Raw genomic sequence first — 14,585 nt, 5'->3', positions numbered from 1 at the left:
ACTCACCCTCGCACCACCCAACTTCTCTGTATAGGTTGCCCCTCGGCAACCAACCGTTTCGCAGGGGAGCGTCGCATGCCCGAGACCCCCACCACCAGTGAGCCGGACAGAGGGATCAGGACCGATCTGCCGCACACGGCCCGGATCTGGAACTACTGGCTGGGCGGCAAGGACAACTACGCCGTCGATCAGGAGGTGGGAGAGGAGATCCGCAGGCTCCACCCCGGCATCGGCGAGTACGCCCGCGCGGACCGGCAGTTCCTCCGGCGTGCGGTGCGGTACCTGGTGACCGAGTGCGGCATACGGCAGTTCCTCGACATCGGCACCGGGCTACCCACCGCCGACAACACGCACGAGGTCGCCCAGCGACTCGCCCCCGAGTCCCGTGTCGTCTACGCCGACAACGATCCGATCGTCCTGGCCCATGCGGCGGCCCTGCTGAGCAGTTCGCCCGAGGGCCGTACGTCCTACCTCGACGAGGACCTGCGCGACACCGGCACGATCCTGGCCCGGGCCGGGAAACTGCTCGACCTCAGCCGTCCCGTGGCACTGGTCCTGCTGGGAGTCGTCATGTTCGTCGAGGACGACGAGGAGGCCCTCAGGATCGTGCGGCGTCTGATGGACGCCCTGCCCACGGGCAGTCACCTCGTGCTGTCGCACACCGTCACCCGGCCGGACATGCCCGACGTCGACGCGGCGGTGGCCTTCTGGAACGAGCACGGCACCCCGCGCCTGACCCAGCGGTCCCCCGGCACCGTCGCCGGTTTCTTCGAAGGGCTCCAGCTCCTCGGACCCGGCGTGGTCTCCTGCAACCGCTGGCACCCCGGCCCGGCCCCCGGCGGCGAACCCGCCGGGGAGGTCGCCATGTTCGGCGGCGTGGCGCGCAAACGGTGACCCCGCACAACCGGGGCCGCGACGCCGCTGCCGGATCCGCCCGTCAGGCCGGCGGTGGCGCCGGACGGGACGGAGGGGACAGCGGGGGCGGAGGGGACGTGAGGGCGGTGAGCAGGGCGTCCGCCGGAAGGACCGGCACCGTACGGCCGCCCGGGCCGGTGACCGTCGTCGCGGCGAGCAGCGAGTTGAGCACCGCTTCCTCGACGCCGTCGAGAACCGCTTCGAACAGCGGCCCCAGCTCGGCGTCCGCCACGGGAGCACCCCCGCCGGGCCGCGTGCCGAAGGCCACGGCGTAGTCACCGCTGCCATGACTGTAGGCCGCGCCCGTGCGGGCCAGGGCGAAGACCGCGCGCCGTGCGACGCGGGTGAGCTGACGCGCGTCCAGAGGGGCGTCGGTGGCTACCACGATCATGCAGGAGCCCGTCTCCGCGACCGGCGCCCCGCCGTCGGTGTCACGGCCCGCGGACCGCGGTGTGACGGTGCGGCCGAGCACCCGCAGGGTGCCGCCGAAGTTCGCCTGCACCAGGACGCCCGCGGTGAAGCACCGGCCTGCCAGGTCCAGCGTGCGGGAAGCGGTCCCGATACCGGCCTTGAATCCCAGGGCGACCGTGCCGGTGCCCGCACCGACGCAGCCCTCGGCCACCGGCCCGCCCGATGCCCCGTCGAGGGCCGCCCGCACATGTTCCTCGTGGACGGGCCGGGCTCGGACGTCGGACAGGAACCCGTCGTTGCACTCCCCCACGACGGGGTTGAGGCTGTGCACCTCGTCGCAGCCGGGCCGTTCGAGCATCCAGCCGACGAGGGCGTCGGCGACGCGGAAGGCGGACAGGGTGGAGGTGAGCAGCACGGGTGTCTCCAGCGTGCCGAGTTCGGTGAGCTGGGTCGTGCCGATGAGCTTGCCGTAGCCGTTGCCGGTGAAGACGCCCGCGGGCAGCGGGGTGCGGGGGCCGACGTCGTCGGGCACGACGGCGGTGACTCCGCTGTGCACGTCCGGGGGCCGCCGGACGGTGGTGTGGCCGACGCGGACGCCCGGCACATCGGTGATCGCGTTAAAGGGGCCGGGAGCGGCCCGTCCGATGACGATGCCGAGGTCACGGGCGCGGCGCCGGGTGCCGTCGGCGGACTGCGGGCGAGCCGGTGGTTCCATACCGTCGCACGGTACCTGTCCTGCCCCGCCCGGTGGCCTCCCGTCCCGTCCGGCGCCCGCCGGCTCATGGCCGTCCACGGGGACGGATCACGGAGCCTCGGCGTCGGCGGTGGAGCGGTTCCCGCCGGTCAGGGAACGGGCGAGCGGCAGTCTCGAGAGCATCAGCACACCTGTCACGATCAGGGCGACGCCCAGCAGTTGGGGCAGGAGCCACCAGCCCGACCGCACGGACTCGGAGTAGACCGTGATCCCGAGGGCCAGGCTCACGCTCGCGTCGCCGAGGGTGATGGCGGGCTGGGACGCGACCAGTGGGCCCGCCTGCATCGCGTTCTCCAGGAGGAACAGCGCCGACGCGCCGAACAGGGCGAAGCCGTAGGTCTGCCAGGTCGTGAGGAACGCGGTGACGCCTCCGTCGTCGAGTGTGTGCATCGACGTCTTCATCAGCGCCGCCGTCATCGCGTACGCGACAGCGGTGGCCAGTCCGAAGCAGGCTGCGCGGGTGCGGCCCTCGGGCCGGCGGAGCGCGGCGAGCACGAGGCAGACGATCACGCCGGTGCAGACGGCGAGTGCGGGGATCCAGCGGTCCATGGGCACCTGCGTACGATTTCCCTCGGGCGAGGCGGCGGTCAGGGCGACAGCGAGCCCTGCCACCACGGCGAACGCGGCCGCCCAGCCGGTGCGGGACAGCCGCCCCCGCAGCACCACCGTGGCGATGGCCAGAGTGAGCGGGAGCTCCAGCACGAACAGTGGCTGAACGATCGTCAGCGGTCCCGTCGCGAGTGCCACTGCCTGGCAGACCGCCGCGGTGATCATGGCGACGATGCCGGCGAGCCAGACGGGGCGCCGCAGCAGGTCGAGCATCAATCCGGCCCTCAGCTTGTCGGACCGGGGCACGCCGAGAGCCGCCTTGCGCTGGAGGACGGTGGCGAGCGCGTTGCTGGACGCGGCGCCCAGGGCGAACAGGACCGGCAACAGCATGTCCACGGTGCGGGTCCTCCGGACGACGAGACGGCCCACCCCCAGGCCCTGCCATGGTGCCCCGCGTTCCCTCCTTCTCGCGAACACACCGGGGGCGTGTCGCAGCCGTACGGTGTCGGCCGTGTGTTCGGCGGCCGCTCCGGGCTCCGGCGGATGCCGGGCGTGCGGGCACGGATGTCACCGCGGTCCCCGCGCTCACGTCCCCGACGGCACCGGCCGCCGGAGGAGGTAGACGGCCGCGGTCACCACCAGGACGACCATGCACGCGATGAACACCAGCCCCGCGTCCTGCAGGCCGAGAGGACCCGTCAGCACGCCCACGCCGATCACCGGCACCGAGATGCCCGCGTAGGCCACCACGAACAGCATGGAGATGACCCCCGCCCGCTCCCCCGCCGGAGACACCTCGGCCAGCGCGGACAGCGCGCCGCGGAACGCCAGTCCCTGCCCGGCGCCGCCGACGATCGCGCTCAGCACCACCAGTGCGAGCAGGTCCCAGTGCAGCGCGCCGGCGAGCAGCGCCAGCCCGGCGAGGAGGCCGGCACAGCCCCATGGCAGCGACCGTGTCGCCCCGACCCGGCCGACGGCCAGTTGCCCGGCGGTCGAGGCGAAGAACGCCAGCGCGACGACCAGACCGCTCAGGGCGCGGTTCTGCACGTTCAGGAACTGTGCGAGGAACGCCGGACTGACCGACGTGAACACCCCGAACAGCGCGAAGCCCACGAACGAGGCGATCGCCGCCGGCCCGAACACCGCCCGCACCTGCGGGGGCAGGCCGGGCCGTCGCGGCCGTACGGTGCTCAGCGGGCGTCGCTCCCGTACGGTCTCCGGAAGCCTCAGCAGGACAACGACCGAGCCGGCCACCAGGGCCAGGTGCACGGCGAACGGCAGGTACAGCGGCCCGGCCGCGTACTGGGACAGGACTCCGGCGAGCAGCGGCCCGCAGCCCAGCCCGCCCATGTTGGCGGCGGTCGCGACGAATGTGGCGCGAGAGGCACCGCCGGGCGGTGCCAGCTCCATCACGAACGCCGTGGCGGCCCCGGTGAACAGCCCGGCGGACAGTCCCGACAGCAGCCGCCCCGCGTACAGCCACCCCAGGTCGGCGGCGCTGAGGAAGCAGACGGCGCTCAGGGCGGCGAATCCCAGACCGCACAGCAGCACCGGGCGCCTGCCCACCACGTCCGAGACGTTCCCCGCCAGCAGCAGGACACCGATGACACCGAAGGCGTACACGGCGTACACGACGGTGACGGTCAGCTCGGAGAACCCGAACTTCTCCTGGTAGAGACCGTAGAGGGGGGTCGGCAGCGTGGTACCGACCATGCACACGGCGAACACCGCACCGCTGAGCACACACGCGCGCCACCCCGGGCGGTCACCGGCCATGCCGACGACGGTAACCCCGTATGCGCCGCGGTCCCCTCCGGCACGCCATCCGGCCGGGAGAACCCGGAAAGCGCCGGGCGCCGCCCTCGGCCGTGTCATGGGGGAAACCACGCGGTACCCATGGGCGCGGATACTCATGTGCCGGAACGCGTCGGCACGCGAAGCTGGCGAGCAGGGATTCCCGTGTCGAAAGGCCGACCATGCTCAGCCGTGCTGCCGCTGTTCTGCTGCCCTTCTTCGGGCACCTCACCGTCACCCGCGAGGCGGATGGACCGTACGCGGACGGACCGTACGCCGCGGGCAGTGTCTTCGTCGCCAACCACGACTCGGTGGCCGACCCCGCGGTCGTCCTGGCCGCCCTGCGGTCCGTGGACGTGATGCCGGCGGTCCTGGTGACGGCGGGTCTCTGGCGCGTGCCGGTGCTGGGCCGGGCGTTGTCGAAGGAGGAGCACATTCCCGTCCACCGGGGGTCGGCACGGGCGGCGGAGGCGCTCGCGGCCGCGGCCGAAGTGCTCGGGGCGGGGCGTCATGTGCTCATCTACGCCGAAGGAGGCCTCCCCCGGCGCCAGGACGCGAGGGGTGCCGCGCCGCTTCCCTTCCGCACCGGTCTCGCACGGCTCGTGGCCGCGACGCGTGCGCCGGTGGTCCCCGTCGGCCAGGCGGGGGCCCGGCGTCTCTGCTCGGGAACGGTCGCGAAGCAACTGGCCGGTGTGCTCACAGCCCCGGTGCGCCGCCCACGGTTCCACGTGCACATCGGCAGTCCGGTGCGTCTGCCGGCGGAGACGGCGCGAGGTACGTCGATCGCGCACGGTGCGGTCAGTGCCGCCTGGCGGCGAGCGGCACACTCCGTCGGTGAGCCGGCCCGCACGCCCGGGAACCACTGAGAAGGGCGGCCCCCCGGCACCCGGGTCACCCGGTGGTGGCCAGGCGGCGCCGGAGCTCCTCCTCCGAGACGTCTTCCAGGTGGGTCAGAAAGACCCACACGTGACCCGAGGGGTCCTTGAGGACGACGGTGCGGTCCCCGTGGAACATGTCCCTCGGGGGCTGGAGGATCTCGGCGCCGGCGGCCCGGGCCCGCTCCGCCAGGCTGTCGACGTCCGGCACGAAGACGTGCAGAGCGACGGACGTGCCTCCGCCGAGCGAGGCCGGCGCGGCGAAGGAGACGGCCTCCGCCTCGTCCGCGCCGGCGTCGCCCAGCATCAGGGCCGATCGCCCGATGGTGATCTCGGCGTGCAGGATCCCTCCGCCCGGAGCCCCGATCCTGAAGTCCTCGCGTGCGCCGAACGCCCGTCGGTAGAAATCGATCGCCGCGGCGGCGTCGTCGACCATGATGTGCGGGATCACGGCGTAGCGGTAGCGGTCGGGGATCTCGGTGCGGGCTGTGCTCTCGGTCATGACGAACCTCCGCGAAAGACAGCGCAGGCCGGTTCCTGCGGCTCCGGAAGGAACCTAGGAGCTCAAGTTCGCTTGAGGTCAAGCACCGGGGTGGCCCCGCGGCGCACCGTTCACCGGCCCCGGGTCATCGGACGGACCCGGTGACGGTGCCGCGGGCGAGCGCGATGGAGCCCGACAGCCGCTCTCCCGCCTCGTAGACCATGTACGGAACTCCGCCGTCGGTGCCGAACGACGGCGACGCCGCGCGCCCGTTCTCCGGCGCCGCGGTGCCGGAGGCGTAGAACACACCGAGGTGGTCGCGGCGTGAGAAGTCCCTGCCCACCTCGGTGATCAGGATGTCGCCGCCGCTGCCCTTGTCGGTGTTGTACACGACGTACGCGCTGCCGCCCCGGGTGAGCAGATGCGGCCCGCCGACGTTCACCGCGCCGACCGCGGCGTGGTCGATCAGCGGCTGCTGGGCGAACTGCCAGTTCCGGCCGTCCGCCGACCAGCCCCAGCCGATGTCGCGGTGGTTGGCGGTGGTGTTCCACATGAAGAGCATCACGTAGCGGGCGCCGCGGGCCGGCAGGTCGTGCCGGAAGACCCGGGCGTACGAGGTCTCGGTGGTGCCCGCCGGCATCATCGCGGTGCTGAGGACCGTCCTGTCGTAGGTGAAGTGCACGCCGTCCTTGGAGCGGGCGAGACGGGTGGTGGTGTTCTCGCCGTGGAAGTACAGCCACAGTTCGCGCGCGTCGGCGTTCCAGAGCACGTGCGGTGAGGAGACATGGCTGACCTTGTAGTGCGGCGACCAGTCGTCGGTGACGATCGGGTTGCCCGCGTACTCGGTGAACGGACCCTCCAGCGAGTCGCCGTGGGCGAGGCAGATGCCGCCGGGCGAGTCGTGCGGCGCGTAGTAGAGGTAGTAGCGGCCGAGCGGGTTGCTCAGTTTGTCGTAGACCCCCCGGATGCAGGGAAAGATGATTTCCCCGGTGGGGTTGTAGGAGAGCCGCTCGGGGGTGAGCAGGGTGCGGACGTAGCGGTAGTCGGGGAAGCCGCCGGGGGCGGCGGACGCCGTGGTGGTGCCCTGTGCTCCGAGGGCGAGCAGGGCCCCGCCGGCGGTGGCGGTGCGCAGGAAGAGGCGGCGGTCGAGCGTCATGGCGTTACGGCTCCTCGTGTCCGGTCGGGCGGGGCGGTTGCGGGGCTGCTCACAACTGGGTGGTGGCGGTGACGATCAGGCCGCCGAGCGCGACGCACCACACGTACGGCAGGGTGCGCAGCATGACCTGCTGCGGGCTGACGCCGGAGTACTGCGCCGCCCACACGGTCTGGGTGCTGGTCGGGTCGCTGACGCCGAAGACCTGGTTGTAGGAGGCGGTCAGGCCCAGCACGGCGACGGCCGGGTAGATGCCGGCGGCGATGAGGACGCCGGCGATCCCGGCGCCGAGGCCGTAGACGTTCAGCGGGCCGCGGTAGAGGCACAGCGGCACGAGGAGGGTGAACACCAGCACGAAGACGACGGGGTGGTCCGGTGCGACGGCCTTCACCAGCGGATTCAGTGCCTCGACGGCGCCGGGGAGCTTCACCGCGGCGAGCAGGATGCCGATCGCGATGAAGAGCGTGATGGGCGGGGCGGCTATCTCGAAACCGCCGTAGAGGGTGCGCAGGAGTCTCTTGTTGAGCTGCCCCGGCCGGGTGGTGGTCACCAGTGCCCACAGCACGCCCGCGAGCATCGACGGGATGATGGCCAGTTCGAAGCCGAGCGCGAGGACCAGCGGTACGGCGGGGGCGAGCAGCGCGTACCAGGGCGCGTCGCCCAGGTGGCGGGCGCGGCTCCGTCGCCGTTCGCCCGGGCTCTTCGGGCTGTCGCCGTCCCCGGTCCGTTCTCCGGCCGAGGCCAGCGACCAGGCGTGCTCGACTCCCTTGCGGCGGGTCTCGACGAGCACGAAGAGCACGGCGAAGAAGGCCGCGAACGGGAACAGCCTCATCATGAAGCCCTTCACCGTGTCGACCGGCAGCTCCAGCGCGGTGGAGAAGAACTGCCAGACGGGCAGCTCGAACGGCAGCCCGGCGGCGATGCCCATGAGGATGATGCCGGCGGCGGTGGTCTTCGGCACGCCGACCGCGATCATCGCGGGGATGCCGATGATGCCCGCCATCATCGCCGCGGGCGCGGAGCCGGTGACGGTGCCGACGAGGGCGGAGACGGCGAGGACGCCGAGGGCGACGACGGTCGGGCGGTCGCCGCCGAACTCGACGATCTTGCGGACGAGGGTGCCGGCGATGCCGGTCTCCTCCATCAGCTTGCCGAGCCAGGAACCGATGAGCACGGCGAGCATGGTCGCGGCGAGCGTCGTCGAGCCTTCCTGGAGCACCGTGTCCAGAATGCTGTTGTCGCCGGTGAGGGGTGCTCCGGCGACGATCGCGATGGCGACGCCGAGGAGCACGAGGGCGAAGGCGGTGGGCAGCTTGCGGGTGAGCATGAGCCCGACCCCGGCAAGCATGAGCAGCAGAATGACCATTCCCATGGCGGGCCTCAGTCCTCTCGGAGGGCCTGGACCGCGCTCATGAGCGCGGCGGTGAGGAGAAGCGGGGTGCGGCGCAGGCCGCAGACGGCGCCCGCGTAGGCGTGTGCCGCGAGCTCGTCGGCTCCGGCGACGTGGCCGGGGACGCGGAGCCGCCCGAACCGCAGGGCGGTGTGCCCGAGCCGGTCGCGCAGTGCGCGGCGTGCACGGGCGTCGCCGTGCAGCAGGCAGTGGGCCTCCTCGTGGGCGAGGGCCGCGGCCCGCAGCGATCCGGCGGGGTACCAGTGCCGCCAGCCGAGCACGTCCACCAGCCGCTCGCCGAGGGCGAGGGTGTCGGTGTACAGCTCGACGGTGGGCACGGGGCGGGAGACGTACCGGGCCAGGAGCAGCCGGTCGAGTCCGCCGGTGGTTTCGACGACGCGGGTGCCGTGCGGGCCGCCCGCGGGGGTGGCGGCGGGCGCGGCCTCGTTCTTCGGGCCGGGCCCGGCGCCGGTCGCGGCCGGTGCCGCGCTCGCCGCCAGTTCCGCACCGAACGCGGTCGCCGTCCGCGCCCAGCGGCGCAGCCGCGCCTCGTCGCGGGTCTCGTGCGTCGGAGTGCGGGCGAGCAGACGTACGCCGAACTCGGCGTCGTCCAGTGCAGCCAGCCGCGCGCAGGCGGCGCGCAGCGCCTCGCGGCGGGCCGGGGGAAGGTCGAGGAGTGCGGTGCCGGCACGGCGCGGCCCCCTCGCCGGTGCCTTCGTCTCTGCCGTGCGGAGGCCGTCCGTCCCGGTGGCCGGGCCGCCGCCGTGTCCGGCCGGCTCCGTCAGGAGTGCGGCGAGCGGGGCACTCGCGCGTCCGGCGCGGGCCCGCGTGCTCTGCGGCTCCGCCGCCGCGCCGGGTGCCCGGGGTGTCCGCCTGCTCATGAGCGGACCTCCACGACCGCCACGACCGGCTCGTCCGCGGCGCGCGAGCGCAGTTCGCTGCGGGCCAGGGCCAGGAGCGGTCCCGCCTCCAGGACGCCGGAGAGGTCGGCGATCCGGGAGCCGAGCAGCAGCCGCAGCGCGGGGGCGCGGACACCGCCGTCGCCGTAGGAGGTGGCGGTGCGGACCAGGTCGGCCAGGAGCTCGGGGGCCTCACCGACGGTGGTCGTGGCGACCTTGGCGTCGGCGGCGTGCAGGCGTACCACGCCGTCGGCGTCGACGACCCGCACCGGATACCGGGTCCTGCGGAAGCGGCGGCGCTGCTCGGTGCCGTAGACGGTGTGCGCGGGGGTGGCGGCGAGCACCCGGACGGCGGACGGGTCGGTCTTGAAGCCGGCCGCCGCCACGTCCAGCCGCTCGGCGGCGTCGGCCCGGTGGGCGCGGTCCTGGGTGCGCAGTTCGGTGGCACCGGTGGCGACGGCCCGCACGGTGTGGGTCTGCGGGTCGACGGTGACCTCGACCTCCACGGCGCCGGGGGCGGCGCCCTGCGCGACGACGGCGGCCTCGGCCTCGCCGCGTACGCCGAGGATCTGCTCCTGCGTGGCCCCGGGAATGATCCGCTCGATCTGCTCGCGGACGAGGGCGAGGGCGACGCCGATGGGGCTGATGACCTCGTTGTGCCGGGCTATGCGGCCGGGCAGTCCGGTGCCGGCGGCCAGGTGCGGGGTGACCGAGGCGGCACCGCCACCGCCACCGACGAGGACGGCGGTGTCGCGGTCGAGCCGGTAGTCGCGCATCATCGCCTCGGCGACGTCCCTGACCTGCTTCACGCCGGCGTCGAGCAGTTGGGTGGCGGCACCCGCCACGTCGGTGCCGAGGGCGTCGGCGAGCGGCTTGAGCGCGGTGCGCGCGACCTCGGGGTCGCAGGCGGCGAAGTCGCCCGCGGGCACCCGGCCGAGGGCGTTCGCCGCGCAGGTCATGGTCAGGGCGAAGCGGCCGCCGGCGGCCTCCAGCACGGCGTAGTCGCCGGGGTCGCCGTCGAGGGGCGACACGGTGGCCAGCGTGGCGCCCGCCAGGTCCTCGACGTCGGCGAAGCAGGCGTACGGCAGGCCGGCGATGTGGGCGCTGCGCGGGCCGACGGCGTGCACGCGGCCGCCCGCGATCCGGGCCATGGAGCCGCCGCCGACGCCGACGGTGCGGACGTCGAGGGCGGAGAGGTAGGAGGGCTTGCCGAGGATCGTGGCGTGCCGGACGGCGACCTTGCCGCGGCGGACGACGCTGATGTCCGTCGAGGTGCCGCCCGTCTCCAGGAACACTCCCTCGCTGACCCGCTCCTGCATCAGCGCCCCGGCGACGCCCGCGGCGGGCCCCGACAGCACGGTGAGCAGCGGGCGGCGGCGCATCTCGTCCAGCGACATGACGCCGCCGTCGCAGCGCATCACCATCAGCGGCGCCGTCACCCCGGCGGCCACGATGCTGCGGTCCACCAGGTCGGCGGTGGCGAGCATCCTCGGCAGGATCGCCGCGTTGACCACGGCGGTACGGGTGCGCTTGCGCAGTCCGTACAGGGAGGTGATCTCGTGCGCGGCGGTCATCGGCAGTCCCCGCTCGCGCGCGGCGTCCAGTACGGCCCGCTCGCCGTCCGGCACGTCGACGCTGAACGGCTCGCTGGCGACCAGCACCTCGGCTCCGGCGGCGGTGACCGTGTCGACGGCGGCGCGGACGGCCGCGGTGTCGTCGGGGTCGGCGACGTGGGCGTAGTGCAGGGGGAGCCGCTTGCCGGGGGCGAGTTCGAGGGCGGCGAGCCCGGCGAGCCGCTTGGTGGGCAGGGCGCCGGGGCCGGTGCCGATGCCGATCAGGCCGACGGGCGCGACGTCGCCCTCCAGCAGGGCGTTGGTGGCCTGCGTCGTGCCGTGGGCGAGGAACGCGACGTCCCCGGGGGTGCGGCCGACGTCCTTCAGTAGCCGGTCGAGCGCCTCGACGATGCCGTGGGCGACGCCGTCCTCGTGGTGGTGGCTGGTGGGGACCTTCACCTGGGCGACGAGTTCGAGGGTGGTGGAGTCGACGGCCACGGCGTCGGTGAAGGTTCCGCCGACGTCGATGCCGACGCGGATGCGGTGCGGGGTCATGATGGGGACACCTCCTTGTGTCGTGCGCACGGAGAGCGGGCGGTACGGGACGGGCCGGGCGGGACGGTTCCGCCCGGCCCGCGGTGCGGTGCGGTGGCAGGGCGCCGTCAGTAGCCGCGCACGTCGGGCCAGTGGCGCTGGACGCCGGCCCGGTCGAGTACGCGGGTGAACTCCTCCAGCCGCTTGTCCTCCCCCTGCACCTGGTGCGGGCGGACGCCCTCCTCCAGGCAGTGCGCGGCGAGCGTGCCGGCGACCTCGCCGATGTTCCACTCGACGGGGTGGAGGCGGTAGCAGCCGTTGGTGATGTGGGTGGTGCCGATGTTCTTGCCGGCGGGCAGCAGGTTGCGCACCCGGCGCGGCACCAGGGCGCCGAGGGGGATCTCGAAGGGCACGGAGCCGATGTCGATGTAGTTGTCGCCGCCGGTGGAGGGGTGCAGGTCGATGCGGTAGGCGCCGACGCCGACGGAGTCGCGGTGGCGAGTGCCGCCGTACGGGCCGACGAGGTCGATGGCGACGTCGTGCTCGGTGACGGTGGTGAGGGCCTTGATGCGGCGTGACTCGCGTACGTACGGGGCCTTGGCGAGGCCGTCGGCGGTGCCGGTGACGTCGGGGCGCAGCCGCAGGCCGGGGAAGCCGGTGCCGCCGTCGGTCCTGGGGGCCTCGGTCTGCAGCCAGTACAGGAGGGACAGCGACAGTTGGCGGGCCTCGGCGACGGCGGCACGGCCGGTCTCCTCGCCGGCGCCGATGAGCGGCTTGAGCCAGTAGTCGTTGAGCGGCCAGTTGACCAGGGTGATGTCGGAGTCGAACGCGCCGGGGCGGTGCAGTTTGCGGGCGAGGATGCGACGGAAGCCCCACAGCTCCTTGTCGCCGGCGTCGGCGCTCTGGTCGGCGCTGACGTCGAGCGGGTCGACGTCGGGGTTGGGCTCGAAGGTGCGCGGCACGGCCTCCAGGGAACGGGGGTCGGGCGCGAGGAGGCCGAGGAGCGGGCCGGGCCAGAAGTCCGGCCGGTAGGAGCGCCAGAAGGCGTAGTCGTCGGGGCGGTCGATGGTGTGGTTCTCGCCCTGGTGGTGGGAGAGGGCGAAGCAGACGGTGATGCCCTGCTGGTTGAGCGGGTCGGCGGTCTCGGGGGCGTGCGGCTCGTCGTACTCGGAGCGCGCCTCGGCGCCCAGCGCGTGCTCGACGTCCGCCAGCTCCAGCAGTTCGCCGGTCTCGGTGGCGTCGAGGACGTAGGAGGCGGCGACGGTGTGCCGGGCGCCGTCGCGGACGTCCTCGAGGGTGACGGCGCGGACCAGGTCGCCGTCGGTGTCGGCGGCGACGGGCCGGGTGTGGGTCAGCACGGTGAGCCGGCCGGCGGCGACGTGCGGGGCGAGCATCGACTCCAGTACGGCGACGGCGACGCGCGGCTCGTGGCAGAGCTTGCTGACGCGGCCGGCGCCGGGGTTGAGCAGCGGCAGGTCCAGGGCTTCGACGCGCAGCGGATACCACTGCCGGTAGTGGGCGCGGATCGACTCGCGCAGCACCCGGTAGGTGGCTGTGACCCCGAACTGCTCGACCCACGGGTGCTCGTCCGGCGGGACGGCCTGCGAGGTGAGCTGGCCGCCGATCCAGTCGGTCTCCTCGGTGAGGACGACGGTGCGTCCCGCGCGGCAGGCGGCGAGCGCGGCGGCCACGCCGCCCGTGCCGCCGCCCGTGATGAGGACCTCGGTCTCGGTGGGGGTGCCGGTGGGGATGGGCATACGGTGCTGACTCCTTGCGGGTTGCGTACGGCGTCGGTGGTCCGCCGCGGCCGCGGCGGACCGGGTGCGGGACCGGGAGGTGCGGTCAGGAGGTCCCGCCGGACGGCGGGCCCGTGGTGTGGCCGGCGCGGAAGCCGCAGGCCACGAGAGGTTCGGCGCACTCCTGGCCGGAGAGCTGTGCGGTGAGCATGCGGACCGCTGCGGCGCCCAGCTCGGCCCGGGGGACGTCGAAGCCGGTGGGCGGCCGGGCGTCGGCCAGGTCGGCGGGCGGGGATCCGAGCAGCGCCAGGGACACGTCGCCCGGCACGTCGAGCCCGGCGGCGGCGACGGCCGTGTGCAGCGCCCGCCAGGCGGCGCCGGTGTCGGTCTCCTCGGCGACGAAGGCGGTGACGCCCTCGGCGAGCCGGGCGCGCACCCACGTGGGCGTGATGTCGTCCGCGGGGTGCGCGGTGCGGACCACGGCCGCGGGGTCGCCCGCGGCGCGCCGTCCGGCGCACTCGGCGAGCCCGGTGCGGAAGCCGTGTTCGCGGTCGGTGGAGGCGGGGGCGTCGTCGTCCTCGCGGACGAGGACGACACGCCGGTGGCCGAGTCCGGTGAGGTGCCGGACGACCTCGGCGGCGGCGACGACGTAGTCGGCGCCGACCCAGGCGAGTCCCTCGGGCTCGTCGCGGCGGCCGATGTGCACGGCCGGGTAGCCGTCGGCGACGAGCCGGCGCAACTGGTCGTCCGGAACGTGGCGGCCGAGAAACAGGCACCCGTCCGCGAGGCGCACCCGGTTCAGCGCGCCGGGCTCCCCCGCCTGCGCGCCGCCGGAGCTGGAACCGGTGAAGAGGACCAGGTCGTAGCCCTGGGCGGCGGCCTCCTGCTCCACGCCGACGAGGAACGGGTAGTACGAGTGCTCCACGGCGGTCGGGAAGGTGGCGGTGAAGCTGAAGACGCCGAGGAGGTTGTTGCGGGCGGCGGCGAGGCGGCGGGCGGCGGGGTCGGGCACGTAACCGAGATCGCGCGCGGCGGCCAGCACCCGTGCGCGGGTGTCCTCGTGCAGGGCGATGCCCTGCTTGTTGCCGCCGAGGACCAGCGACACCGTTGTCTGGGACACCCCCGCGAGCCGGGCCACCTCGGCCTGGCGCGGCCGGCCGCGCCGCTGCACGGAAGGGATCTTTTCCGCCATGCTCCACCCCTTTGACTAATACGCATTAGGTGCGCACTGCGGGAGACCTGTGCAGTGCTAATGCGGATTAGCGAGCACTTTGCCGCCGTGCGACGGGAGGGGTCAAGAGGGGTGGGACGACTAATAACCGACTAATATCCGGCGCTCCTCCGCGGGCGCCGCGGCACAGCACCGCGGCGGATCCGTCGGCGCCGTTCCGCAGGTGTGCGGACGGTGCCGAGGTGCTCGCGGATCCCCTGATCGAGGGCATCGTCGTGCTCCGCGTCCCCGGGGCCGCGGACCGGGCCGGTCGAAGGGCGGTCGTCAGGGCCGGGTGTCACGCTGGGACGACGCGGAACGGCACAGGAAC

At 73.7% G+C, this 14,585-nt stretch carries 12 protein-coding genes; 2 read left to right on the top strand and 10 right to left on the bottom strand.

Features of this window, described 5'->3' with window-relative positions:
* Nucleotides 1-75: 75 nt before the first annotated feature.
* Nucleotides 76-894, top strand: coding sequence for an SAM-dependent methyltransferase (locus tag ACIF80_RS22385; RefSeq protein ID WP_399807264.1), 819 nt, complete (start codon nt 76-78; stop codon nt 892-894).
* Between the two features lie 43 nt (nt 895-937).
* On the opposite strand, the gene ACIF80_RS22380 is transcribed toward ACIF80_RS22385, so the two are convergent.
* The 3 genes from ACIF80_RS22380 to ACIF80_RS22370 all read right to left on the bottom strand — a co-directional run bounded on the left by ACIF80_RS22380 (nt 938) and on the right by ACIF80_RS22370 (nt 4,405).
* The gene (locus ACIF80_RS22380; protein WP_399807261.1) at nt 938-2,041 is read right to left on the bottom strand and encodes a P1 family peptidase; all 1,104 of its coding nucleotides are present in this window, start codon (nt 2,039-2,041) and stop codon (nt 938-940) included.
* Between the two features lie 87 nt (nt 2,042-2,128).
* Entirely contained in the window at nt 2,129-3,025 is an 897-nt protein-coding gene (locus ACIF80_RS22375) for a DMT family transporter (RefSeq protein WP_399807258.1), read from the bottom strand.
* 189 nt (nt 3,026-3,214) lie between these two features.
* Entirely contained in the window at nt 3,215-4,405 is a 1,191-nt protein-coding gene (locus ACIF80_RS22370) for an MFS transporter (protein WP_399807255.1), read from the bottom strand.
* Between the two features lie 200 nt (nt 4,406-4,605).
* Here ACIF80_RS22370 and ACIF80_RS22365 point away from each other — a divergent pair, with 200 nt between their 5' ends.
* Complete coding sequence (locus tag ACIF80_RS22365; protein WP_399807253.1) at nt 4,606-5,289, top strand: lysophospholipid acyltransferase family protein; 684 nt, start codon at nt 4,606-4,608, stop codon at nt 5,287-5,289.
* 25 nt (nt 5,290-5,314) lie between these two features.
* On the opposite strand, the gene ACIF80_RS22360 is transcribed toward ACIF80_RS22365, so the two are convergent.
* The 7 genes from ACIF80_RS22360 to ACIF80_RS22330 form a co-directional block, all read right to left on the bottom strand.
* Nucleotides 5,315-5,800: a VOC family protein gene (locus ACIF80_RS22360; RefSeq protein WP_399807251.1), complete on the bottom strand. Its 486-nt coding sequence runs from the start codon at nt 5,798-5,800 to the stop codon at nt 5,315-5,317.
* A 124-nt stretch (nt 5,801-5,924) separates the two neighbouring features.
* Complete coding sequence (locus tag ACIF80_RS22355; RefSeq protein ID WP_399807248.1) at nt 5,925-6,935, bottom strand: hypothetical protein; 1,011 nt, start codon at nt 6,933-6,935, stop codon at nt 5,925-5,927.
* Between the two features lie 49 nt (nt 6,936-6,984).
* Nucleotides 6,985-8,304 (bottom strand): TRAP transporter large permease subunit, encoded by a 1,320-nt coding sequence (locus ACIF80_RS22350; RefSeq protein ID WP_399807246.1) that lies wholly within the window; start codon nt 8,302-8,304, stop codon nt 6,985-6,987.
* 8 nt (nt 8,305-8,312) lie between these two features.
* Nucleotides 8,313-8,966, bottom strand: coding sequence for a hypothetical protein (locus ACIF80_RS22345; RefSeq protein ID WP_399807570.1), 654 nt, complete (start codon nt 8,964-8,966; stop codon nt 8,313-8,315).
* A 233-nt stretch (nt 8,967-9,199) separates the two neighbouring features.
* A complete protein-coding gene (locus ACIF80_RS22340; protein ID WP_399807243.1) occupies nt 9,200-11,329 on the bottom strand; it encodes a hydantoinase/oxoprolinase family protein in 2,130 nt (709 codons plus the stop codon).
* A 107-nt stretch (nt 11,330-11,436) separates the two neighbouring features.
* Nucleotides 11,437-13,065, bottom strand: coding sequence for an FAD-dependent oxidoreductase (locus ACIF80_RS22335; protein ID WP_399807240.1), 1,629 nt, complete (start codon nt 13,063-13,065; stop codon nt 11,437-11,439).
* A gap of 85 nt (nt 13,066-13,150) precedes the next feature.
* Complete coding sequence (locus ACIF80_RS22330; protein ID WP_399807237.1) at nt 13,151-14,236, bottom strand: LacI family DNA-binding transcriptional regulator; 1,086 nt, start codon at nt 14,234-14,236, stop codon at nt 13,151-13,153.
* Nucleotides 14,237-14,585: the final 349 nt, after the last annotated feature.

Source organism: Streptomyces sp. NPDC085927, assembly GCF_044540975.1.
Classification (GTDB): Bacteria; Actinomycetota; Actinomycetes; order Streptomycetales; family Streptomycetaceae; genus Streptomyces; species Streptomyces hirsutus.
The sequence above is the reverse complement of the archived record's forward strand: the minus strand, read 5'-3'. Positions and strand labels throughout refer to the sequence as shown.

What these genes read in the sequence shown, in the direction of transcription:
- ACIF80_RS22385 (WP_399807264.1), top strand. Translation starts at nt 76, where the DNA reads ATGCCCGAGACCCCCACCACCAGTGAGCCGGACAGAGGGATCAGGACC.
- ACIF80_RS22380 (WP_399807261.1), bottom strand. Translation starts at nt 2,041, where the DNA reads ATGGAACCACCGGCTCGCCCGCAGTCCGCCGACGGCACCCGGCGCCGC.
- ACIF80_RS22370 (WP_399807255.1), bottom strand. Translation starts at nt 4,405, where the DNA reads ATGGCCGGTGACCGCCCGGGGTGGCGCGCGTGTGTGCTCAGCGGTGCG.
- ACIF80_RS22365 (WP_399807253.1), top strand. Translation starts at nt 4,606, where the DNA reads ATGCTCAGCCGTGCTGCCGCTGTTCTGCTGCCCTTCTTCGGGCACCTC.
- ACIF80_RS22360 (WP_399807251.1), bottom strand. Translation starts at nt 5,800, where the DNA reads ATGACCGAGAGCACAGCCCGCACCGAGATCCCCGACCGCTACCGCTAC.
- ACIF80_RS22355 (WP_399807248.1), bottom strand. Translation starts at nt 6,935, where the DNA reads ATGACGCTCGACCGCCGCCTCTTCCTGCGCACCGCCACCGCCGGCGGG.
- ACIF80_RS22350 (WP_399807246.1), bottom strand. Translation starts at nt 8,304, where the DNA reads ATGGGAATGGTCATTCTGCTGCTCATGCTTGCCGGGGTCGGGCTCATG.
- ACIF80_RS22340 (WP_399807243.1), bottom strand. Translation starts at nt 11,329, where the DNA reads ATGACCCCGCACCGCATCCGCGTCGGCATCGACGTCGGCGGAACCTTC.
- ACIF80_RS22335 (WP_399807240.1), bottom strand. Translation starts at nt 13,065, where the DNA reads ATGCCCATCCCCACCGGCACCCCCACCGAGACCGAGGTCCTCATCACG.
- ACIF80_RS22330 (WP_399807237.1), bottom strand. Translation starts at nt 14,236, where the DNA reads ATGGCGGAAAAGATCCCTTCCGTGCAGCGGCGCGGCCGGCCGCGCCAG.